This is a genomic window from Streptomyces sp. PH10-H1, assembly GCF_030063355.1.
Classification (GTDB): Bacteria; Actinomycetota; Actinomycetes; order Streptomycetales; family Streptomycetaceae; genus Actinacidiphila.
Genome location: NZ_JASISZ010000012.1, coordinates 86,245 through 108,340 on the forward strand (window position 1 = coordinate 86,245; position 22,096 = coordinate 108,340).

General features: G+C 69.0%; 20 protein-coding genes and 1 pseudogene. 17 read left to right on the top strand and 4 right to left on the bottom strand.

What is annotated here, in order from left to right:
• Positions 1-34: 34 nt before the first annotated feature.
• The gene (locus QMK24_RS10705; protein WP_283465205.1) at positions 35-1,321 is read left to right on the top strand and encodes a geranylgeranyl reductase family protein; all 1,287 of its coding nucleotides are present in this window, start codon (positions 35-37) and stop codon (positions 1,319-1,321) included.
• 173 nt (positions 1,322-1,494) lie between these two features.
• Here QMK24_RS10705 and QMK24_RS10710 read toward each other — a convergent pair whose 3' ends face one another.
• Positions 1,495-2,316: a helix-turn-helix domain-containing protein gene (locus tag QMK24_RS10710; RefSeq protein ID WP_283465206.1), complete on the bottom strand. Its 822-nt coding sequence runs from the start codon at positions 2,314-2,316 to the stop codon at positions 1,495-1,497.
• A gap of 97 nt (positions 2,317-2,413) precedes the next feature.
• On the opposite strand from QMK24_RS10710, the gene QMK24_RS10715 reads away from it, so the two are divergent.
• The gene (locus QMK24_RS10715; protein ID WP_283465207.1) at positions 2,414-2,776 is read left to right on the top strand and encodes a cupin domain-containing protein; all 363 of its coding nucleotides are present in this window, start codon (positions 2,414-2,416) and stop codon (positions 2,774-2,776) included.
• A 143-nt stretch (positions 2,777-2,919) separates the two neighbouring features.
• Here QMK24_RS10715 and QMK24_RS10720 read toward each other — a convergent pair whose 3' ends face one another.
• Together QMK24_RS10720 and QMK24_RS10725 are read right to left on the bottom strand one after the other, a co-directional pair.
• Positions 2,920-3,423, bottom strand: coding sequence for a peptidylprolyl isomerase (locus QMK24_RS10720; RefSeq protein ID WP_283465208.1), 504 nt, complete (start codon positions 3,421-3,423; stop codon positions 2,920-2,922).
• A 49-nt stretch (positions 3,424-3,472) separates the two neighbouring features.
• Entirely contained in the window at positions 3,473-3,874 is a 402-nt protein-coding gene (locus QMK24_RS10725; RefSeq protein WP_283465210.1) for an ATP-binding protein, read from the bottom strand.
• 99 nt (positions 3,875-3,973) lie between these two features.
• Between QMK24_RS10725 and QMK24_RS10730 the strand changes: the two are divergent.
• A pseudogene (locus QMK24_RS10730) lies at positions 3,974-4,396 on the top strand (DUF5753 domain-containing protein); the annotation flags it as partial.
• Between the two features lie 194 nt (positions 4,397-4,590).
• Here the strand turns inward: QMK24_RS10730 and QMK24_RS10735 are convergent.
• Positions 4,591-5,466, bottom strand: a complete 876-nt coding sequence (locus QMK24_RS10735; RefSeq protein WP_283465211.1) for a C40 family peptidase — start codon at positions 5,464-5,466, stop codon at positions 4,591-4,593.
• Positions 5,467-6,044: 578 nt separating this feature from the next.
• Here QMK24_RS10735 and QMK24_RS10740 point away from each other — a divergent pair.
• From QMK24_RS10740 to nuoN, 14 genes are read left to right on the top strand one after another with little or no spacing between them, the layout of a single operon-like run.
• Complete coding sequence (locus QMK24_RS10740; protein ID WP_164296559.1) at positions 6,045-6,404, top strand: NADH-quinone oxidoreductase subunit A; 360 nt, start codon at positions 6,045-6,047, stop codon at positions 6,402-6,404.
• An 18-nt stretch (positions 6,405-6,422) separates the two neighbouring features.
• On the top strand, positions 6,423-6,977 hold the full coding sequence (locus tag QMK24_RS10745; RefSeq protein WP_283465212.1) for a NuoB/complex I 20 kDa subunit family protein: 555 nt from the start codon (positions 6,423-6,425) through the stop codon (positions 6,975-6,977).
• Entirely contained in the window at positions 6,974-7,708 is a 735-nt protein-coding gene (locus tag QMK24_RS10750) for an NADH-quinone oxidoreductase subunit C (protein ID WP_283465213.1), read from the top strand. The genes QMK24_RS10745 and QMK24_RS10750 overlap by 4 nt, the downstream gene beginning before the upstream one ends.
• On the top strand, positions 7,708-9,042 hold the full coding sequence (locus tag QMK24_RS10755) for an NADH-quinone oxidoreductase subunit D (RefSeq protein ID WP_283465214.1): 1,335 nt from the start codon (positions 7,708-7,710) through the stop codon (positions 9,040-9,042). The genes QMK24_RS10750 and QMK24_RS10755 overlap by 1 nt, the downstream gene beginning before the upstream one ends.
• Before the next feature lie 17 nt (positions 9,043-9,059).
• A complete protein-coding gene (gene nuoE, locus QMK24_RS10760) occupies positions 9,060-9,917 on the top strand; it encodes an NADH-quinone oxidoreductase subunit NuoE (protein ID WP_283465267.1) in 858 nt (285 codons plus the stop codon).
• Positions 9,917-11,257: an NADH-quinone oxidoreductase subunit NuoF gene (gene nuoF / locus QMK24_RS10765; protein WP_283465215.1), complete on the top strand. Its 1,341-nt coding sequence runs from the start codon at positions 9,917-9,919 to the stop codon at positions 11,255-11,257. The genes nuoE and nuoF overlap by 1 nt, the downstream gene beginning before the upstream one ends.
• Positions 11,254-13,689: an NADH-quinone oxidoreductase subunit G gene (locus QMK24_RS10770; RefSeq protein ID WP_283465216.1), complete on the top strand. Its 2,436-nt coding sequence runs from the start codon at positions 11,254-11,256 to the stop codon at positions 13,687-13,689. Before nuoF ends, QMK24_RS10770 begins: the two co-directional genes overlap by 4 nt.
• Positions 13,690-13,730: 41 nt before the next feature.
• Entirely contained in the window at positions 13,731-15,059 is a 1,329-nt protein-coding gene (gene nuoH, locus QMK24_RS10775; protein ID WP_283465268.1) for an NADH-quinone oxidoreductase subunit NuoH, read from the top strand.
• Positions 15,052-15,684 carry an NADH-quinone oxidoreductase subunit NuoI gene (gene nuoI, locus QMK24_RS10780; protein ID WP_283465217.1) on the top strand — a complete coding sequence of 211 codons (633 nt, stop codon included), beginning with the start codon at positions 15,052-15,054 and terminating at the stop codon, positions 15,682-15,684. The genes nuoH and nuoI overlap by 8 nt, the downstream gene beginning before the upstream one ends.
• Positions 15,684-16,538 carry an NADH-quinone oxidoreductase subunit J gene (locus QMK24_RS10785; protein ID WP_283465218.1) on the top strand — a complete coding sequence of 285 codons (855 nt, stop codon included), beginning with the start codon at positions 15,684-15,686 and terminating at the stop codon, positions 16,536-16,538. Before nuoI ends, QMK24_RS10785 begins: the two co-directional genes overlap by 1 nt.
• On the top strand, positions 16,535-16,834 hold the full coding sequence (gene nuoK, locus QMK24_RS10790; RefSeq protein ID WP_283465220.1) for an NADH-quinone oxidoreductase subunit NuoK: 300 nt from the start codon (positions 16,535-16,537) through the stop codon (positions 16,832-16,834). The genes QMK24_RS10785 and nuoK overlap by 4 nt, the downstream gene beginning before the upstream one ends.
• Positions 16,835-16,846: 12 nt before the next feature.
• Positions 16,847-18,742: an NADH-quinone oxidoreductase subunit L gene (gene nuoL / locus QMK24_RS10795; RefSeq protein ID WP_283465221.1), complete on the top strand. Its 1,896-nt coding sequence runs from the start codon at positions 16,847-16,849 to the stop codon at positions 18,740-18,742.
• 6 nt (positions 18,743-18,748) lie between these two features.
• Positions 18,749-20,398, top strand: a complete 1,650-nt coding sequence (locus QMK24_RS10800; RefSeq protein ID WP_283465222.1) for an NADH-quinone oxidoreductase subunit M — start codon at positions 18,749-18,751, stop codon at positions 20,396-20,398.
• Positions 20,395-22,041, top strand: coding sequence for an NADH-quinone oxidoreductase subunit NuoN (gene nuoN / locus QMK24_RS10805; RefSeq protein WP_283465224.1), 1,647 nt, complete (start codon positions 20,395-20,397; stop codon positions 22,039-22,041). The genes QMK24_RS10800 and nuoN overlap by 4 nt, the downstream gene beginning before the upstream one ends.
• Positions 22,042-22,096 lie beyond the last annotated feature (55 nt).

The window sequence follows — 22,096 nt, forward strand, 5'->3', positions numbered from 1 at the left end:
GCCAAGACCCCTCGCCGAAACCGGAGAGCCCACCGTGACCGACACCGCCCTGTCCGAGAACAGCGCCGATGTGATCGTCGTCGGGGCCGGGCCAGCCGGTTCGACGACCGCGTACTACCTGGCCAAGGCAGGACTCGACGTCCTTCTCCTCGAGAAGACCGCCTTCCCGCGCGAGAAGGTCTGCGGCGACGGGCTCACCCCGCGCGCCACCAAGCAGCTCGTCGGGATGGGCATCGACATCTCCGAAGAGGCCGGCTGGCTCCGCAACAAGGGCCTGCGCATCATCGGCGGCGGTGTCCGCCTCCAGCTCGACTGGCCGGACCTCGCCACGTACCCGGACTACGGACTCGTCCGCAGGCGCGAGGACTTCGACGAGCTGCTCGCCCGCCAGGCCCAGAAGGCCGGCGCCCGGCTCCACGAGCGCTGCAACGTCGGCGCCCCGATCCGTGACGAGCGCACCGGCCACATCATCGGCGTCGAGGCCAAACTCGGCGAGGAGAAGACCCCGGTCACCTTCCACGCGCCCCTCGTGGTCGCGGCCGACGGCAACTCCACCCGGCTGTCGCTCGCCATGGGCCTGCACCGGCGCGAGGACCGCCCGATGGGCGTCGCCGTCCGTACGTACTTCACCTCGCCCCGCCATGACGACGACTACCTGGAGTCCTGGCTCGAACTCTGGGACAAGCGCGGCGCCGAGGACCGTCTTCTCCCCGGCTACGGCTGGATCTTCGGCATGGGCGACGGCACGAGCAACGTCGGCCTCGGCATCCTCAACTCGTCGAGCGCCTTCAAGGAGCTGGACTGGCGCGAGGTCCTCAAGGCGTGGTGCGCCTCCATGCCGGCCGACTGGGGCTACACCGAAGAGAACCAGATCGGCCCCATCCGCGGTGCCGCCCTCCCGATGGCCTTCAACCGCCAGCCGCACTACACCAAGGGACTGCTGCTCGTCGGCGACGCCGGCGGCCTCGTCAACCCGTTCAACGGCGAGGGCATCGCCTACGCGATGGAGTCCGGCCAGACCGCGGCCGACGTCATCGTCCAGGCCCACGCCCGCCAGACCCCCGCCCAGCGCGAACTGGCCCTCCTCAACTATCCGCGCATCCTCAAGGACACCTACGGCGGCTATTACACGCTGGGCCGCGCCTTCGTGAAGCTCATCGGCAACCCCAGGGTCATGAAGATCGCCACCCAGCGCGGCCTCACCCACCCCGTTCTGATGCGCTTCACACTCAAGATGCTCGCCAACCTCACCGACCCCACGGGCGGCGACGCGATGGACCGCATCATCAACGGCCTGAGCAAGGTCGCCCCCAACTCCTAGGGCGTGTTTCGAAAGTCCCGCCTGGCTCACGACGCCTGGCACGCACGCTCGCTGCGTTGTCGGGCTCGTCCAAGTACGTCCAGTACGAGGACGACCCTCCGCCTTGCGAGCGCACCCACCAGACGCCGTGGGCCCCGCCCTCCGGGCGGACGGCGCTACTTTCGAAACATGCCCTAGCCCCGTGGCGCGGTGGCGTACCTCGCGGGCGTGGTGCCGACATGCCGCCGGAAGTGCCGGTTCAGGTGCGCCTGGTCGTAGAACCCCACCTCCGTGGCGACGTCGGCCGGGCGCCCGCCCGCGAGCAGCAGCCGCCGCGCCCGGTCGATCCGCAGCCCGGTCAGATAGACGTGCGGCGGCAGCCCGTACGTCCGCTTGAAGCAGCGGATCAGATGGGTGGGGTGCGCCCGCAGCACCGTGCCCGCCTCCTGCAGCGTCATTCCGTCGGCGACCCGGGCATCCAGCAGCTCGCGCAGCGCCACGGCCAGCCGGCCGGCCTCCCGGCCCGGTTGGCGGGAGCGGGTCCCGGCCAGATGGAATTGCAGCCGTTCCCGTACGAACGCCAGCCGGGCTTCGCCCTCGAACGCGTCTCCCGCGTGGCCGAGAGCGTCGTGCAGTTGATGAACGCGGTGCCGCAGCAGCGCATCGGCGAGGATCGGGCTGTCGACGGCGGTTCCGGCCAACCGCTCGGGAAGCACGGACGTGTCCAGGTACAGCACCCGCTTGCGAAACCCGGCGGGCGTGGCCGTCCTGCCGTCATGGGTGACCCCGGGAGGCAGCAGAGCGACGATGCCCTTGCCGGTGGCCCCGTGGCGATGGCGGTCGAGGCCGAAGTCGACCGAACCGTCATCGACGATCATCAGCGTCCAGCTGTCATGGGTGTGGGCCGGGTAGGCGTGGTCGGTGAAGTGCGCGTGGAAGACCTCGGCGATGCCCGGAACCTTCGGCTGCCAGGCGGTAATCCGCGAATTCGCGGAGTTCGTACGATCTCCGGCCATGTGAAGAACGTACAAGACCGCCGGCCGCGGGCTGCGGCACCCTCAGGGGGACCAGCCACCCCACTCCCCGGAAGGCCTCCTCCTCATGACCTCTCCCATGCCCGCTCCCGTGAACATCGCTGCCGCGCTCGCCCAGTTCAGCGACCAGTGGGCACAGCGCAAGATCGCCGACGTCAACGACTACGAGGTCAAGATCGCCAAGTTGCAGGGCGAGTTCGTCTGGCACACCCACGAGGACACCGACGAACTCTTCCTCGTCATCAGCGGCCGGCTCACCATCCAGCTGAGGGATGGTGACGTCGTCCTCGAACCTGGCGAACTGTTCGTGGTCCCCCGCGGCGTGGAGCACTGCCCGCTGGCCGCCGAGGAGACGGCCATCCTGCTGATGGAACCGGCGGGAGTCCCCAACACCGGTGACGCGGGCGGCGCCCGGACGACGGCCGTCCGCGCCCTGAACTAGGCCGCGCCCGTGCCCGGCCCGCCGACGAGCCGGTCATCGACGCCATCCGGCACTCGCTGACCGACTCGCCGGCTGCGGGTTTCGCCGCTACCCGGTGCTACCCGGTGCTACCCAGTGCTACCCGGTGCTACCCGGTGGCTCCGTTAGCTGCCGACGACGCCACTGTCAGAGATGGTGATCTTGGCCGTGGGCTTCCCGCCGCGGGTGCCGTACCCCTCGATCTTCGTGACCAGGTCCAGGCTCGCCTGGTCGGCGACCTCGCCGAACACGACGTGCTTGCCGTCCAGGTGGGGCGTCGCCACGGTGGTGACGAAGAACTGGGAGCCGTTGGTGTTCGGCCCGGCGTTCGCCATCGACAGCAGGCCCGGCTTGGTGTGCTTGCGGGTGAAGTTCTCGTCGGGGAACTTCGCTCCGTAGATGCTCTTGCCGCCCGTGCCGTCGCCCCTGGTGAAGTCGCCACCCTGGAGCATGAACCCGGGAATGATCCGGTGGAAGGAGGACTCCTTGTACCCGAAGCCCAGCTCGCCGGTAGCCAGCGCGCGGAAGTTCTCCGCCGTCTTGGGGGTCACCTCGTCGTCGAGGTTGAAGGTGAGGCGCCCAGCGGGCGCGCCGTCGATGGCGATGTCGAAGAACACGTTGATCGTCATGGCTCCATCCTGACACTCCCAGCTGAGCCTCAAGCGCAGCCCCGGCCGGTCAGAGCTCGAACCACACGGCCTTCCCGGGCCCGGCGTCATGCGGCCGCACCCCCCAGTCCGTGGCACAGTCCCCGATGAGCGCCAGCCCCCGCCCCGACTCGTCGCCCCCCTCGGCGCCCCGTCCGGCGGGCAGCCCGGGCGCCGCGTCGTGCACCAGCACCCGCAGGGTCTCGCTCGCGTCGACGCCGGTCCACTCGGCCGACAGCGTGACCGGTATCGAACAGCCACTGCTGTGACACGCGTTGACCGCGTTGGTCACCGCCTCGGACGTCAACAGCAGCGCCGTATCAGTGAGATCGTCCCGCCGCGCACTCATCAACAGCGCACGCACGGCTTCACGGGCGGACCGCACCCAGACGGGGTGGGGCGGGAAGACTAAGGAGAAGTCGGGTCCTGGCATGACGTGATGCCTCCGGGTGTCCGGTTGCCTTCAATGTATTGACGCAGAGTCAATTCACCCTGGAGAAGCGGTACTTCCGTTTCGCAAGGGCCCGATGCCACTCCTGCCGAGCTGGAGCGGGGTGTCGAGTTCAGGCAGCGACGACAGAGCATCCTCGTGGGCGATGCGCCTCCGATCTACCACGCGGTGATCCACGAGGCCGCTCTGCACATGCAGTTTGTCGGCGCGGAGGTCATGCGTCGGCAGATCGAGCATCTCGTTGAGATGGCCCGACACCCACATGTCCGGATTCAGATCCTGCCTTTCGCGGCACCGGCGTATCCAGCCAGGTTCGGCACACCCTTCGTCTACTTCGAGTCGCCCGTCCCCGCACTGGGCACCGTCTACGTTGAACACCCGGTCTCGTCGCCGTTTCTGTCGGACCAGGAGCACCTGACCCGGTTCGCCGAGGCCCTCGACCGGCTGAGTACCGTGGCGCTACCCCCGCCGGCTGAGTACCGTGGCGCTGCCCCCAGCGCCTGAACGCCGGCCACGTACCGCCCGCACTTCACAGCGCCTGAACGCCGGCCACGTACCGCCCGCGCTGCGAAACGCCTGAACGCCAGCTACGAACCCACCCACCACCCCGAAGAACCGTCGTCCCGAGCGGGGGGACGGCGGCCCTTCGTGGGGTGGTGCTGGGACCGTTGCCGGAACGGTTTGTGCAGACGGACGGATCAGGCCACGCGCGTGGCGAAGTCCGGGGTGGACCAGCTCATGTCGTGGATGCCGATGCCCGTGCTGGGGTTCGCCGCGTCCAGGTACTGGTTGCCGCCTATGTAGACGCCGACGTGGTACGCGCCGCCCTGGCCGCCCCAGAAGACGAGGTCGCCGACCTGGAGGGAGCTGATGGACACCGGGGTGCCGGTGTTCGACTGCTCCTGGGAGGTGCGGGGGAGGTCCACGCCGATCGTCTTGAAGGCCGCCTGGGTCAGGCCCGAGCAGTCGTACGAGGACGGGCCGGAGCCGCCCATGACGTACGGCTTGCCGATCTGGGCCTTCAGGAAGCTGATGACGCTCGCGATGCTGCCGCTCGCCGTGGTGGGCGAGGAGGAGGACGCGGAGGACGTCGAGGAGGACGAGGAGCTCACGGAGAGCTTCGCCCGGTCCGAGGAGCGGGAGGCGGCCTGGGAGGCGGCCGCTCGCTCGTCTGCGGCCTTGGCGGCGGCGGCCTTCGCGTCGGCCGCCTTCTTCTGCTCGGCCTTCCTGGTCTCGGCGGCGGCCTTCTTGGCCACAGCGGTCGCGCGGTCCTCGGCGGCGTCGAGCTTCAGCTGAACGACCGTCTGGTCGAGAGCTGCGGCGGCCTGCGCGGCGGAGGCGCTAGTGCTGAGGGCGGGCGTCTGCTCGGCGGTCGTCGCGGTTTCGACCGGAGCGGGGGAGCCGGTCACGTGATCGGCCATGGCCGGAGCGGCAGCGCCACTGAGGGCGAGGGCACTGATGACGCCGCCGACGATTCCGGCACGGCGGGCCCAGTTCGGGTTACCAGGCGCGGCGTGCCGTCGGCGGCCTGTATGCGATTCGGACTTGGTCGTCCGGTTCAGGTTTGGGGACATGGGGTCCTGGCTATCAGGATGCTCTGGTTCCGTTCAACAAAGGTGGGATGCGACACAGTTGTCGTGGACACGGCCTAATGTCCTTATTTGGATCTTGCTGACGAGGACCTTATGTCTGGATCGTTCCGCGGCCGCCGTCGCCCGCTCGTGCGCCGGTTCACGTGCGTCAGCGGGACCTTCGTCCCGTTCACCCCTAGGGGGATGACCGGCGCTATCACGCCATTCGGGCCAGGGCGAATTTGCCTCTGCCGCGGGGCGCTTGATAATGCGCGCGCAGCTGTGACCAGGGGTAACGCGAGTGAATGTCACGTCAAGTGATTGTTTGTGCCGCATGCGGTGCAAGATCACCGCTCATCAGCCTTCATGATCATTCACCGGGTGGTGGAGATCACAAAGCTGTTGACCCACCCCGTGTCGCAGATCACAGACTCGCAGGCATAAGATGCAGGCGGCTTGGGCTTGTGAACTGCCTCACATAGACGTGATCTTCGTGAGCCGGACACGGTCCGAGCGCACGGTCCCTCCCCCCGCGGGGGGACCCCCACGCAGTCATCGACGACTGGAAGGAGCGGGGGACGGTGAACGCCTATGCGCCCATCCTCGTCTTGGGCGGCCTCGGGGCCGGCTTCGCGATCTTCTCCGTGATCACGGCCTCGATTGTCGGACCAAAACGGTATAATCGGGCTAAATTGGAAGCCTATGAGTGTGGCATCGAGCCCACTCCGCAGCCGATCGGCGGCGGGCGCTTCCCCATCAAGTACTACCTGACGGCGATGCTCTTCATCGTCTTCGACATCGAGATCGTCTTCCTCTATCCCTGGGCCGTCACCTTCGACTCCCTGGGGATTTTCGGGCTCGTGGAGATGCTCCTCTTCGTGCTCACCGTCTTCGTCGCCTACGCATACGTGTGGCGGCGCGGCGGCCTGGAATGGGACTAGGGGACAAGGGGCCAACGCATGGGTATCGAAGAAAAACTGCCGAGTGGATTTCTGCTGACCACGGTGGAGTCCGCCGCGGGCTGGGTGCGTAAGGCGTCGGTCTTCCCGGCCACCTTCGGCCTTGCCTGCTGTGCCATCGAGATGATGACGACCGGGGCCGGGCGCTACGACCTGGCCCGTTTCGGTATGGAGGTCTTCCGCGGTTCGCCGCGGCAGGCGGATCTGATGATCGTGGCCGGGCGGGTCAGCCAGAAGATGGCCCCGGTGCTGCGGCAGGTCTATGACCAGATGCCGAATCCCAAGTGGGTCATCTCCATGGGGGTTTGTGCTTCTTCGGGTGGAATGTTCAACAATTATGCCATTGTGCAGGGTGTTGATCATATTGTCCCCGTTGATATCTATTTGCCCGGCTGTCCGCCCCGGCCCGAGATGCTCATGGACGCGATCATCAAGCTCCACCACAAGATCCAGGGCGAGAAGCTCGGCGTGAACCGTGAGGAGGCGGCCCGCGAAGCGGAGACCGCCGCTCTCAACGCGCTCCCGCTGATCGAGATGAAGGGGCTGCTGCGGTGACAGACGCCAACGGCACCAACCCCGAGCGCGACCTGCAGGCCGACAACCTTCCCGGCCAGCGCGGCGCGGCCGGCGAGGTCATCGGTACCCGCAAGGGGATGTTCGGCGCTGACAGGAGCGGCGACACCTCCGGCTACGGCGGCCTGGTCAGGACCGTCCGGCTGCCCGGCGCGTCCCACCGCCCCTACGGCGGCTGGTTCGACGAAGTGGCCGACGAGCTGGAGGGCGCGCTGGAGGAGCAGGGACTCGCCCCCTCCACCGCGATCGACCGGACCGTCGTCGACCGGGACGAGCTGACGTTCCACATCGCCCGCGAGCACCTCGTGCGGGTCGTCACGGTCTGCCGCGACGATCCGGCGCTGCGCTTCGAGCTCTGTACGGGCGTCAGCGGGGTGCACTACCCCGAGGACACGGGCCGCGAGCTGCACGCCGTCTACCACCTGCGCTCGATCACCCACAACCGGCTGATCCGGCTGGAGGTGAGCGCCCCCGACAGTGATCCGCACATCCCGTCGATCGTCCCGGTGTACCCGACGAACGACTGGCACGAGCGCGAGGCGTACGACTTCTTCGGCATCGTCTTCGACGGCCACCCGGCCCTCACGCGGATCATGATGCCGGACGACTGGCCCGGCCACCCGCAGCGCAAGGACTATCCGCTCGGCGGCATCCCCGTCGAGTACAAGGGCGCCGAGATCCCGGCTCCCGACCAGCGGAGGTCGTACTCCTGATGAGCACTCACCACGCACCCGCTCAGGCGGAAGAACGCGAGACCACCGAAGGCCGGGTCTTCACCGTCACCGGGGGTGACTGGGACGAGCTGGTGGAGACCGTCGCCAAGGCCGACGACGAGCGCATCATCGTCAACATGGGCCCGCAGCACCCGTCCACCCACGGCGTGCTCCGGCTGATCCTGGAGATCGACGGCGAGACGGTCACCGAGGCCCGGTCGGGGATCGGCTACCTCCACACCGGCATCGAGAAGAACATGGAGTACCGGACGTGGACCCAGGGGTCCACCTTCGTGACCCGCATGGACTACCTCACGCCGTTCTTCAACGAGACGGCGTACTGCCTCGCGGTCGAGAAGCTGCTCGGTGTCACCGAGCAGATCCCGGACCGGGCGACCGTCATCCGGGTGCTGCTGATGGAGCTGAACCGGCTCTCCTCGCACCTGGTGTGCATCGCCACCGGCGGCATGGAACTCGGCGCCACCACGATCATGATCTACGGGTTCCGCGACCGTGAACTGATCCTGGACGTCTTCGAGCTGATCACCGGGCTGCGCATGAACCACGCGTACGTCCGGCCGGGCGGCCTCGCCCAGGATCTGCCGCCGGGCGCGGTGGACCAGATCCGCGAGCTCGTGAAGAAGATGCGCAAGAACCTTCCCGAGTACGACAAGCTCGCCACCGGCAACCCGATCTTCAAGGCCCGGATGGAAGAGGTCGGCTACCTGGACCTGGCCGGCTGCATGGCGCTGGGCGCCACCGGACCGATCCTGCGCGCCGCCGGCCTGCCGCACGATCTGCGCAAGGCGCAGCCGTACTGCGGCTACGAGAACTACGACTTCGAGATCCCGACCGCCGACACCTGCGATTCGTACGGCCGGTTCCTTGTGCGGCTGGAAGAGATGCGGCAGTCGCTGCGGATCGTCGAGCAGTGCCTGGACAAGCTGGCTCCCGGGCCGGTGATGGTCGAGGACAAGAAGATCGCCTGGCCCGCGCAGCTCGCGCTCGGTCCTGACGGACTGGGCAACTCCCTCGACCACATCAAGAAGATCATGGGCACCTCGATGGAGTCCCTGATCCACCACTTCAAGCTGGTGACCGAGGGCTTCCGGGTGCCGGCGGGCCAGGCGTACACCGCCGTGGAGTCCCCCAAGGGCGAGCTGGGTGTCCATGTCGTCAGCGACGGCGGCACCCGCCCCTTCCGGGTCCACTTCCGCGACCCGTCCTTCACCAACCTGCAGTCCATGGCGGCGATGTGCGAGGGCGGCCAGGTCGCCGACGTCATCGTGGCCGTGGCGTCCATCGACCCCGTGATGGGAGGCGTCGACCGATGACAGACATCAGTTTGGGGATGCCGCAGCTCCCCGCTGCCGACTATCCGGCCGATGTGCGCGCCAGGCTGGACGCGGACGCGAAGGAGATCATCGCCCGCTACCCCGACAGCCGCAGCGCGCTCCTCCCGCTGCTGCACCTCACGCAGGCCGAGGAGGGGTACGTCACCCGCACCGGCGTGCGGTTCTGCGCGGAGCAGCTCGGCCTCACCACCGCGGAGGTCACCGCGGTCTCGACCTTCTACTCCATGTACCGGCGCAAGCCGAGCGGCGACTACCAGGTCGGGGTCTGCACCAACACGCTGTGCGCGGTGATGGGCGGCGACGCCATCTTCGACGAGCTGAAGCAGCACCTCGGGGTCGGCAACAACGAGACCACCGACGACGGCAAGGTCACGCTGGAGCACATCGAGTGCAACGCGGCCTGCGACTTCGCGCCCGTGGTGATGGTGAACTGGGAGTTCTTCGACAACCAGACGCCGGACTCCGCCAAGCAGCTGGTGGACGACCTCATCGAGGGCCGCGAAGTGCGGCCGACGCGCGGCGCGCCCCTGTGCACCTACAAGGAGACCGCCCGCATCCTCGCCGGCTTCCCCGACGAGCGCCCGGGCGCCGTCGAGGCGACCGGCGGAGCCGGACCCGCCTCGCTGGCGGGACTGCGGCTGTCGCGCGGCGAGGCGCTGCCCGCCGCCGGCGCGAGCCGGGCCGCCCGCCGTCTTTCCGTACCGCCGCAGGGCGAGACACCGACCGGGCAGTCGGGCCCCACCACCGGGCAACCCGGCCCCGCCGAGCCCGCCGGCTCGCACGACGCACCGCAGGAGACCGACGTGCCGGACGCAGCCAAATCGGCAGGACCTGAGAGCGAGGAGGGCAAGTGATGACCGTGGAATCGCCCGAGAAGCTGCTCACACCCGTCCTGTCGGCCTTCTGGGACGACCCCCAGTCGTGGACGCTCGACACCTACCGCCGTCACGAGGGCTACGAGGGGCTGCGCAAGGCCCTCGCGATGCCGCCGGACGACGTCATCGCGTATGTGAAGGACTCGGGGCTGCGCGGCCGCGGCGGCGCCGGCTTCCCGACCGGCATGAAGTGGCAGTTCATCCCGCAGGGTGACGGCAAGCCGCACTACCTGGTCGTCAACGCGGACGAGTCCGAGCCGGGCACCTGCAAGGACATCCCGCTGCTGTTCGCGAACCCGCACTCGCTCATCGAGGGCATGGTGATCGCCTGCCACGCGATCCGCTCCCGCCACGCCTTCATCTATCTGCGCGGCGAGGTCGTCCCTGTACTGCGGCGGCTGCACGAGGCCGTGCGCGAGGCGTACGCGGCCGGATACCTCGGCACCAACATCATGGGCAGCGGCTTCGACCTGGAACTGACCGTCCACGCCGGGGCGGGCGCGTACATCTGCGGCGAGGAGACCGCGCTGCTGGACTCGCTCGAGGGGCGCCGCGGCCAGCCCCGGCTGCGCCCGCCGTTCCCGGCGGTCGAGGGCCTCTACGCCTGCCCGACCGTCGTCAACAACGTCGAGTCCATCGCCTCGGTGCCCGCGATCATGCAGCGCGGCAAGGACTGGTTCAAGTCGATGGGCACCGAGAAGTCCCCGGGCTTCACGCTCTACTCGCTGTCCGGGCATGTGGTCAGCCCCGGCCAGTACGAGGCCCCGCTCGGCGTCACGCTGCGCCAGCTGCTCGACATGAGCGGCGGCATCCGGCCGGGACACCGCCTCAAGTTCTGGACCCCGGGCGGCTCGTCGACCCCGATGTTCACCGACGAGCACCTGGACGTACCGCTCGACTACGAGGGCGTCGGCGCCGCCGGCTCCATGCTCGGCACCAAGGCGCTGCAGTGCTTCGACGAGACGACGTGCGTGGTGCGGGCGGTGACCCGCTGGACGGAGTTCTACGCCCACGAGTCCTGCGGCAAGTGCACACCGTGCCGTGAGGGCACGTACTGGCTGGTCCAGTTGCTGCGCGATATCGAGGCGGGCAAGGGCAAGCTCTCCGACCTCGACAAGCTCAACGACATCGCCGACAACATCAACGGCAAGTCCTTCTGCGCGCTCGGCGACGGCGCCGCCAGCCCGATCTTCTCCTCTCTCAAGTACTTCCGCGCGGAGTACGAGGACCACATCGAGCGCAAGGGCTGCCCCTTCGACCCGGCCGCCTCGACCGTATGGGCCGACGCCGGCACGTCTCACCTGGAGGTGAACGCATGACAGTCACCACGTCTGCCCCCTCCGGAGGGGGAGAGGCGGCGGTTCCGCCGGAGGATCTCGTCGCCGTCACGATCGACGGCATCGCGCTCTCGGTCCCCAAGGGGACCCTGGTGATCCGTGCCGCGGAGCTGCTGGGCATCGAGATCCCGCGGTTCTGCGACCACCCGCTCCTCGACCCGGCCGGCGCCTGCCGGCAGTGCATCGTCGAGATCGAGGGCCAGCGCAAGCCGATGGCGTCGTGCACGATCACCTGCACCGACGGCATGGTCGTCAAGACCCACCTCACCTCGCCGGCCGCCGAGAAGGCGCAGCGCGGTGTGATGGAACTGCTGCTCATCAACCACCCGCTGGACTGCCCGGTCTGCGACAAGGGCGGCGAGTGCCCGCTGCAGAACCAGGCGATGAGCACCGGCCAGGCCGACACCCGCTTCGAAGGCAGGAAGCGCACGTACGAGAAGCCGGTGCCGATCTCCACACAGGTGCTGCTGGACCGGGAGCGGTGCGTGCTGTGCGCGCGCTGTACCCGCTTCTCGGAGCAGATCGCGGGCGACCCGTTCATCGAGATGGTCGAGCGCGGCGCCCTCCAGCAGATCGGCATCGGGGAGGGCGACCCGTTCGCCTCGTACTTCTCCGGCAACACGATCCAGATCTGCCCGGTGGGCGCGCTGACATCCGCGGCGTACCGCTTCCGGTCCCGGCCGTTCGACCTGGTGTCGTCGCCGTCCGTCTGCGAGCACTGCGCGGGCGGCTGCGCGACGCGCACCGATCACCGGCGCGGCAAGGTCATGCGGCGGCTGGCGGCGGACGACCCCGAGGTCAATGAGGAGTGGGTGTGCGACAAGGGGCGCTTCGGCTTCCGTTACGCACAGCGCCCCGACCGACTCAAGCACCCGCTGCTCCGTAACAAGGAGAGCGGCGAGCTCGAGACCGCGAGCTGGCCCGAGGCGCTGGCGGCCGCGGCCGCCGGGATCGCGGCGGCCGGCGGACGCACCGCGGTGCTGGCCGGTGGCCGGCTGACCGTCGAGGACGCCTACGCCTACGCCAAGTTCGCGCGGGTCGCCCTCTCCACCAACGACGTCGACTTCCGGGCCCGGACGCACAGCGCCGAGGAGGCCGACTTCCTGGCCTCGCAGGTGGCGGGACGCGGCCGGGACCTGGACGGCGAAGGCATCACGTACACATCGCTGGAGAAGGCGCCGGCCGTGCTGCTCGTCGGACTCGAGGCCGAGGAGGAGGCTCCGGGCATTTTCCTCCGGCTTCGCAAAGCGAACCAGAAGCGGCGCCAGCGGACCTACGCACTGGCGCCGTTCGCGAGCCGTGGCCTGACGAAGGCGGGCGGCACCCTGCTGCCGGCCGCGCCCGGCACCGAGCCCGAGTGGCTGGACGCGCTCGCCGGCGGTGTCGGACTGGACGAGGCGGGCGAGAAGGCCGCCGAGGCGCTGCGCGCCGAGGGTTCGGTGATCCTGGTCGGCGAACGGCTGGCCGCCGTACCGGGCGCGCTGACCGCCGCGATCCGCTTCGCCGCGGCGAGCGGCGCGCGGCTCGCCTGGATCCCGCGCCGGGCGGGCGAACGCGGAGCGGTCGAGGCGGGCGCGCTGCCCGGTCTGCTGCCCGGTGGCCGTCCGGTCACCGATCCGCGGGCCCGCGACGAGGTCGCCCGGGTCTGGGGCCTGGCCGAACTCCCGCACCGCTTCGGCCGCGACACCGGCCAGATCGTCGAGGCCGCCGCGAGCGGTGAGCTGGCGGCACTGGTCGTCGGCGGCGTCGAGGTCGCGGACCTGCCCGACCCGGCACGCGCCCGGCTCGCGCTGGACGCGGTCGGCTTCGTGGTCAGCCTGGAACTGCGGCCGTCCGAGGTCACCGACCGGGCCGATGTCGTCCTGCCGGTGGCCGCGGTCGCCGAGAAGGCCGGCACCTTCCTCAACTGGGAGGGCAGGGCCCGGCTCTTCGACGCGGCCATCAAGCCGGACCAGGTCGTCAACCGGCACCAGCTGCCCGACGCCCGGGTGCTGACGATGCTCGCCGACGCGCTCGGCGTGAGCCTCGGACTGGGCGACGTACGCGCCGCCCGCGCCGAGCTGGACCGGCTCTCCCCCTGGGACGGGCCGCATGCCTCGCAACCGCTGGAGACGTCCAAGCCGCTGCCCCAGCCCGCTGCGGGCGAGGCGGTGCTCGCCGGCCACCGGCTGCTGCTCGACCAGGGCAAGCTCCAGGAGGGCGACGATGCGCTGGCCGGGATCGCCGACGGCGCGCTCGCCGAGGTCTCCGGCCCCGCCGGACCGGTACGGCTGCCGCTGCGCATCACGCCGATGCCCGACCGGGTGGTGTGGCTGCCGCTGAACTCCACGGGCGGGGGCGTCGCCAGTGATACCGGCGCACTCCCCGGCCAGGTCGTCAAGGTCGGCGCCGCTGCCACGGAGGTGGCCCTGTGAACAACCTCTCCGCCGTGACCCTGGCCGCCGAGGATCTGTCGATGTTCGGCACCGATCCCTGGTGGCTGGTCCTCCTCAAGGCGGTCTTCTGCTTCGCGTTCGTGATGCTGACCGTGCTGTTCTCGATCGTCTGGGAACGCAAGGTCGTCGCATGGATGCAGCTGCGCATCGGCCCCAACCGGCACGGCCCGTGGGGCATGCTCCAGTCGCTGGCCGACGGCATCAAACTGATGCTGAAGGAAGACATCATCGTCAAGCGCGCGGACAAGGTGGTCTACGTCCTCGCGCCGATCGTCGCGGCGGTCCCCGCCTTCATGTCCATCGCGGTGATCCCGTTCGGCCCGGCGGACAACGAAGTCTCGATCTTCGGTACCCGTACCGCGCTGCAACTCACCGATCTCCCGATCGGCGCCCTGTACCTCCTGGCGACCGCATCCGTCGGCATCTACGGCATCGTGCTCGCGGGCTGGTCCTCCGGCTCGACGTATCCGCTGCTCGGCGGCTTGCGGGCGTCCGCACAGATGATCAGCTACGAGATCGCGATGGGCGTGGCCTTCGCGTCGGTCTTCCTCTACTCGGGGTCGATGTCCACCTCGGCGATCGTCGATGCGCAGCACGACCGCTGGTTCGCGATCCTGCTGCCCGTCTCGCTGCTGGTCTACATCGCGACGATGGTCGGCGAGACGAACCGCGCCCCGTTCGACATGCCGGAGTCCGAGGGCGACCTCGTCGGCGGCTTCAACACCGAGTACTCGTCGATCAAGTTCGCACTCTTCATGCTCGCCGAGTACGTGAACATGGTGACCGTCTCGGCGGTGGCGACCACCCTCTTCCTGGGCGGCTGGCGGGCCCCGTGGCCGATCAGTTCCTTCTGGGTGGGCGCGAACCACGGCTGGTGGCCGATGCTCTGGTTCACGATCAAGGTCCAGCTGCTGCTGTTCTTCTTCATCTGGCTGCGCGGCACGCTCCCGCGGGTGCGCTACGACCAGCTCATGAAGCTCGGCTGGAAGGTCCTCATCCCGGTCTCGGTGGTCTGGCTGATGCTGGTCGCGACCGTCCGGGCGATGCGGAACGAGAACTACGGCCTGCGCGACATCGTGCTGTACGTCGGCGGGGCGGTCATCTCGCTGCTGCTCATCTCGCTCGTGGTCGATGTGTTCCGTGACCGCGAACGGAAGAAGGAGGAGGCGGCGGCACAGCTCGCGCCGCCGGAACCGTTCGATCCGATGGCGGGCGGCTTCCCCGTACCGCCGTTGCCGGGGCAGACCCTGCCACCGGTGCCGCGCCGTCGCAGCCGCAGCGGCGGCGAGCCCCAGCTCGTCGGCGCCCCGGACGCCCCGGTCAATGACAAGGAGGCCGACGATGCCTGAGTTCCTGGGCCCGGTCGCGGGCTTCGGCGTGACCTTCAAGGCCATGTTCAAGAAGCGGCTGACCGAGCAGTACCCCGAGTACAAGAAGCCGACCGCGCCGCGCTTCCACGGCCGGCACCAGCTCAACCGGCATCCGGACGGGCTGGAGAAGTGCATCGGCTGTGAGCTGTGCGCGTGGGCCTGCCCGGCCGACGCGATCTATGTGGAGGGCGCGGAGAACACCGAGGAGGAGCGCTACTCCCCGGGTGAGCGCTACGGCCGCGTCTACCAGATCAACTACGCCCGCTGCATCCTGTGCGGCCTGTGCATCGAGGCGTGCCCCACCCGGGCGCTGACGATGACGAACGAGTACGAACTCGCCGACAGCAGCCGCGAATCGCTGATCTTCACCAAGGAGCAGCTCCTCGCCGGTCTGGAGGAGGGCATGGTCGAGGCGCCGCACTCCATTTTCCCCGGAATGGATGAAGGGGATTACTACCGTGGCGTGGTGACGGAGGCTGCGCCTGGCACGGAGCGCCAGGTGGCGGTCTCCAAGGGCGAGAAGCCGGCGGAAGCGGCGGGGTTGTCGGCGCCCGTGCCCGCCCCCGGCGGCGGCACGCCCGCGGGAACGGGGGCGGAGGCATGATGTCCACTTTCGCAGCGGCCACGGTGGGCGGCACTTCCACAGGGGAAGCCGTCCAGTTCTGGGTGCTCGCGGTCGTCGCCGTCCTGGGGGCGCTGGGCACGGTACTGAGCAAGAAGACGGTGCACAGCGCGCTGTGTCTGGCCGGGACGATGATCGTCCTGGCGATCTTCTACATGGCGCAGGGCGCGTACTTCCTCGGCGTCGTGCAGATCGTCGTCTACACCGGCGCGATCATGATGCTCTTCCTCTTCGTCGTCATGCTGGTCGGCATCACCGCCGCCGACTCGCTCAAGGAGACGCTGAAGGGCCAGCGCTGGCTGGCCGCGGGGTGCGGCCTCGGCTTCGGGATCCTGCTGATCGCGGGCATCGGCAACGCCTCGCTCGACACTTTCGCCGGCCTCGGCCAGGCGAACGCGGGCGGCAATGTCCAGGGCCTCGCGCGCCTCATCTTCACCAAGTACGTGTGGGCGTTCGAGATCACCGGCGCGCTGCTGATCACGGCGGCCGTCGGCGCGATGGTCCTCACTCACCGCGAGCGGACCGAGGAGCGCAGCACCCAGCGAGAGCTGTCGGTGGCGCGGGTCCGCGCGGGCACCCAGGTTCCGCCGCTGCCCGCGCCCGGCGTGTACGCCCGGCACAACGCGGTGGACGTCCCCGGCCTGCTGCCGGACGGCACCACCTCGGACCTGTCGGTCAGCGCCACGCTGCGCGAGCGCGGCCAGATCCGTGATGTATCGAACGAGGCCCTGGCCGATCTCGCCGAGCTGGACCAGCGCTCGGAGACCTGGCTGGAACGGTCGGCGCCACAGGTCGCGGCGCCCCAGAGCCCGGCGCCAGAGGAGGCGAGCAAGTGAATCCGGTCAACTACCTGTACCTGGCCGCGCTGCTGTTCACCATCGGCGCCGCCGGGGTGCTGATCCGGCGGAACGCGATCATCGTCTTCATGTGCATCGAGCTGATGCTGAACGCCTGCAACCTGGCGTTCGTCACCTTCTCCCGGATGCACGGCAACCTCGACGGCCAGATCATCGCCTTCTTCACGATGGTGGTCGCCGCCGCCGAGGTCGTGGTCGGGCTCGCGATCATCGTGACGATGTTCCGCTCCCGGCACTCGGCCTCGGTCGACGACGCCAGCCTGATGAAGCTGTAAGGGGTAGCGACAGTGGAGAACCTCATCGGACTGCTCGTACTGGCGCCACTGCTGGGCGCGGGCATCCTGCTGACCGGCGGCCGCCGGCTGGACCGTACCGGCCACTGGCTCGGCACGCTCCTCTCGGCGGTGTCCTTCGTCATCGGCGCCGTGCTCTTCTTCGACATGCTCGGCAAGAGCGGCGAGCACCGCACCATGTACTCGCACCTGTTCAGCTGGGTGCCGGTCGGCGGCTTCCAGGCCGACATCGGCTTCCAGCTCGACCAGTTGTCGATGACCTTCGTGCTGCTGATCAGCGGTGTGGGCACCTTGATCCACGTCTACTCGATCGGCTACATGGAGCACGACGAGCGGCGCCGCCGCTTCTTCGGCTATCTGAACCTGTTCGTGGCGGCGATGCTGCTGCTGGTCATCGCCGACAACTACTTCCTGCTGTACGTCGGCTGGGAGGGCGTCGGCCTCGCCTCGTATCTGCTGATCGGCTTCTGGCAGCACAAGCCGAGCGCGGCCACGGCGGCGAAGAAGGCGTTCCTCGTCAACCGCGTCGGTGACATGGGTCTGTCCATCGCGATCATGCTGATGTTCACGACCTTCGGGACGTTCACCTTCCAGCCGGTGCTGGCGCACGCGGGCGACGCGGGGGAGGGCAAGCTGACGGCCATCGGCCTGATGCTGCTGCTCGCCGCGTGCGGCAAGTCCGCCCAGGTGCCGCTGCAGTCCTGGCTCGGTGACGCGATGGAGGGCCCGACCCCGGTCTCGGCCCTCATCCACGCGGCGACGATGGTGACGGCGGGTGTGTATCTGATCACCCGGTCCGGCGCGATCTTCAACGGCGCCCCGGACGCGCAGGTCGCGGTGGTCACGGTCGGCGCGGTCACGCTGCTGTTCGGTGCGATCGTCGGTTGCGCGAAGGACGACATCAAGAAGGCCCTGGCGGGCTCGACGATGTCGCAGATCGGCTACATGATCATGGCCGCCGGGCTCGGCCCGATCGGCTATGTCTTCGCGATCATGCACCTGGTCACCCACGGCTTCTTCAAGGCCGGGCTCTTCCTCGGCGCAGGTTCCGTCATGCACGGCATGAACGACGAGGTCGACATGCGGAAGTACGGGGGCCTGCGCAAGTACATGCCGGTCACGTTCATCACGTTCGGCCTCGGCTATCTGGCGATCATCGGCTTCCCCGGCCTGTCCGGCTTCTTCTCCAAGGACAAGATCATCGAGGCGGCCTTCGCGAAGGGCGGCACCGAGGGCTGGATCCTCGGCGGCGCGGCCCTGCTGGGCGCGGCCATCACGGCGTTCTACATGACGCGCGTGATGCTGATGACGTTCTTCGGCGAGAAGCGCTGGGTCCCGGACGCGGACGGCCACGAGCCGCACCCGCACGAGTCGCCCAAGTCGATGACCATCCCGATGGTCGTCCTCGCCTTCGGATCGGTCTTCGCGGGCGGGCTGTTCAGCCTGAACAGCTCCTTCCTGAAGTGGCTGGAACCGGTCACCGGTCATGCGGAGGGGAACTCGCCCATCAGCGCCACGACCGTGACGGGCGGCACGATGGTCGTCCTCCTCCTCGGCGTCGGCCTGGCCTGGCTGGTCTACGGGCGCAGGCCCGTGCCGGCCACCGCCCCGCGCGGCTCGCTGCTGACCCGCGCCGCCCGGCGCGACCTGCTGCAGGACGACCTCAACCACGTGGTGCTGGTCCGCGGTGGCGAGCACCTCACGCGCAGCCTGGTCTATCTGGACCACTCCCTGGTGGACGGCGCGGTCAACGGCACCGCCGCCGCCGTGGGCGGCCTCTCCGGCCGGATGCGCAAGCTGCAGAACGGCTACGTCCGCTCGTACGCGGTCTCGATGTTGGGTGGCACGGCGGTCCTGGTCGCCGCGACTCTCCTGATGAGGGCGGTCTGATAACTCATGTCCTTTCCCCTCCTTACCGTGACGGCCGCCCTCCCGGCGGTCGGCGCGATCGCCACCGCCGCCGTACCGGCCGCCAAGCGCACCGCCGCCAAGTGGTCGGCGCTGGGCTTCTCGGCCGCGACGCTCGTGCTGGCCGCGATCGTCCTCGTCCGGTTCGAACCGGGCGGTGACCGCTACCAGCTCACCGAATCCCGGCCGTGGATCAAGAGCTTCGGGGTCCGCTTCGAACTCGGCGTGGACGGCATCGGCGTCTCGCTGATCGCACTGACCGCGCTCCTGATCCCGTTCGTCATCCTCGCGGGCTGGCACGACGCCGACCCTCCCTCCTCGCCCCCCCTCGGGGAGGAGGGGCCCGATCAGGTTGAGTCCAATTCACGTTGGCGGCCGACCCAGGGCTTCTTCGCGCTGATCCTGATGGTCGAGGCGATGGTGCTGGTCTCCTTCGAGGCCACCGACGTCTTCCTCTTCTATATCTTCTTCGAAGCCATGCTCATCCCGATGTACTTCCTCATCGGCGGCTTCGGGGACCGGGCCCATGCTGCGCAGTACAGCGACTCCGTCGCGGGCGGCGAGGACGAGGCGGCCAAGCAGCGCTCGTACGCGGCCGTGAAGTTCCTGCTCTACAACCTGGTCGGCGGGCTCGTCATGCTGGCCGCCGTCATCGGGCTGTACGCGGCCACCGCCCACCAGCTCGGTCACGGCACGTTCTCCCTCCAGGAGATCCTGCAGGCCCGCGCGGACGGCAAGTTCGAGCTGGGCACCTCCACCGAGCGGTGGATCTTCCTCGGCTTCTTCTTCGCCTTCGCGGTGAAGGCGCCGCTGTGGCCGCTGCACACCTGGCTGCCGAACGCGATGGGCGAGTCGACCGCGCCGGTCGCGGTGCTCATCACCGCGGTCGTCGACAAGGTCGGCACCTTCGCGATGCTGCGCTACTGCCTCCAGCTCTTCCCGGAGGCCAGCAAGTGGGCGACGCCGGTGATCCTGGTGCTCGCGGTGATCGGCATCATCTACGGCGCCCTGCTCGCCGTCGGCCAGCGCGACATCAAGCGGCTGATCGCCTACGCGTCCATCTCGCACTTCGGCTTCATCATCCTGGGCATCTTCGCGATGACCACCCAGGGGCAGAGCGGCGCCGCGCTCTACATGGTCAACCACGGGATCTCGACCGCCGCGCTGATGCTGGTGGCCGGCTTCCTGATCAGCCGGCGCGGCTCGCGGCTCATCGCCGACTTCGGCGGTGTGCAGAAGGTGGCGCCGGTGCTCGCCGGCACCTTCCTGATCGGCGGACTGGCGACGCTGTCGCTGCCGGGGCTGGCCCCGTTCGTCTCCGAATTCCTGGTGCTCGTCGGCACGTTCAGCCGCTATCCGGCGCTCGGCATCATCGCGACCGCCGGCATCGTGCTCGCCGCGCTCTACGTCCTCGTCCTCTACCAGCGGACGATGACCGGGCCGGTCAAGGCGGGCATCGAGGGGATGGCGGACCTCAAGGTCCGCGAGATCGCCGTGGTGGCCCCGCTGATCGCGCTGCTCCTCTTCCTCGGCGTGTACCCGAAGCCGCTCACGGACATCGTCAATCCGGCGGTCGGTCAGACGCTCTCCGACGTGCACAAGACCGACCCCAAGCCCGCGCTGGAGGCGACCAAGTGAGCGGAACAGCCGTCCACAGCCTGTGGACAATGGCGGCGCCCGCCGCAGACAAGATCCCCGCCCCGAAGATCGAGTACACCCAGCTGTCGCCCGTCCTGATCGTCTTCGGGGCAGCGGTCATCGGGATCCTCGTCGAGGCGTTCCTGCCCCGCAGGTCCCGCTACCTGGGCCAGATCGCGGTGAGCGTCGTCGGCCTCGCCGCCGCCTTCGCCGCGGTCGTGGCCCTGGCGGCCAAGGGCTACGGCACCACCAAGGCGCATGTCGCCGCCATGGGGGCGGTGGCCATTGACGGCCCCGCACTCTTCCTGCAGGGCACGATCCTGCTGGTCGGGCTGGTCGCGGTGTTCACCTTCGCCGAACGCCGACTCGACCCCAAGGCGCACGGCCGGCACGTCGATTCCTTCGCCGCTCAGGGATCCGCGATCCCCGGCGGCGACGCCGAGAAAGCCGCTGTCAAGGCCGGATTCACCACCACCGAGGTCTTCCCGCTGCTGCTCTTCGCGGTCGGCGGCATGCTGATCTTCCCGGCCGCGTCCGACCTGCTGACGCTCTTCGTGGCGCTGGAGGTCTTCTCGCTGCCGCTGTACCTGCTGTGCGCGCTGGCCCGCCGCCGCCGCGCCATGTCGCAGGAAGCCGCGATGAAGTACTTCCTGCTGGGGGCCTTCTCCTCGGCGTTCCTGCTGTTCGGCATCGCGCTGCTCTACGGTTACGCGGGCACCGTCTCGTACTCCGGGATCGCCGCCGTCGTCGACGGCACCGCCAAGATGACCCCGGCGCTCGCCGCCACCACCGGCAATGACGCGCTGCTGCTCATCGGCACGGCGATGGTCGCGATGGGGCTGCTGTTCAAGGTCGGCGCCGTGCCGTTCCACATGTGGACCCCGGACGTCTACCAGGGCGCCCCGACCCCCGTGACCGGCTTCATGGCCGCCGCCACCAAGGTCGCCGCCTTCGGCGCGCTGCTGCGGCTGCTGTACGTGGTCCTGCCGGGCATGCGCTGGGACTGGCGCCCGGTCATGTGGGGCGTCGCCATCCTGACGATGCTGGTCGGCGCGATCGTCGCCGTCACCCAGACCGATGTGAAGCGGCTGCTGGCGTATTCGTCCATCGCGCACGCCGGGTTCATCCTCGCGGGTGTCATCGCCACCACGCCCGACGGCGTCTCGTCCGTGCTCTTCTACCTCGCGGCGTACTCCTTCGTGACGCTCGGCGCCTTCGCCGTCGTCACCCTGGTCCGCGACGCGGGCGGCGAGGCCACCCACCTCTCGCACTGGGCCGGCCTCGGACGGCGCTCGCCGCTCGTCGCGGCGGTCTTCGCGGTCTTCCTGCTGGCGTTCGCGGGCATCCCGCTGACGTCCGGCTTCGCGGGGAAGTTCGCGGTCTTCAAGGCGGCGGCCCAGGGCGGCGCGATGCCGCTGGTCATCGTGGGTGTGCTCTCCTCGGCCATCGCCGCGTTCTTCTACATCCGGGTCATCGTGCTGATGTTCTTCAGCGAGCCGAAGCCGGACGGCCCCACGGTCGCCGTCCCGAGCGCGCTGACGTCCACGGCCATCGGGATCGGCGTGGCGGTGACGCTCGTACTGGGTGTCATGCCGCAGTACTTCCTTGATCTCGCCGACAAGGCGGGCGTCTTCGTCCGCTGACCGCACCGAAAACGAGAACGGCCGTCGACGCGCGAGCGCACGACGGCCGTTCTCG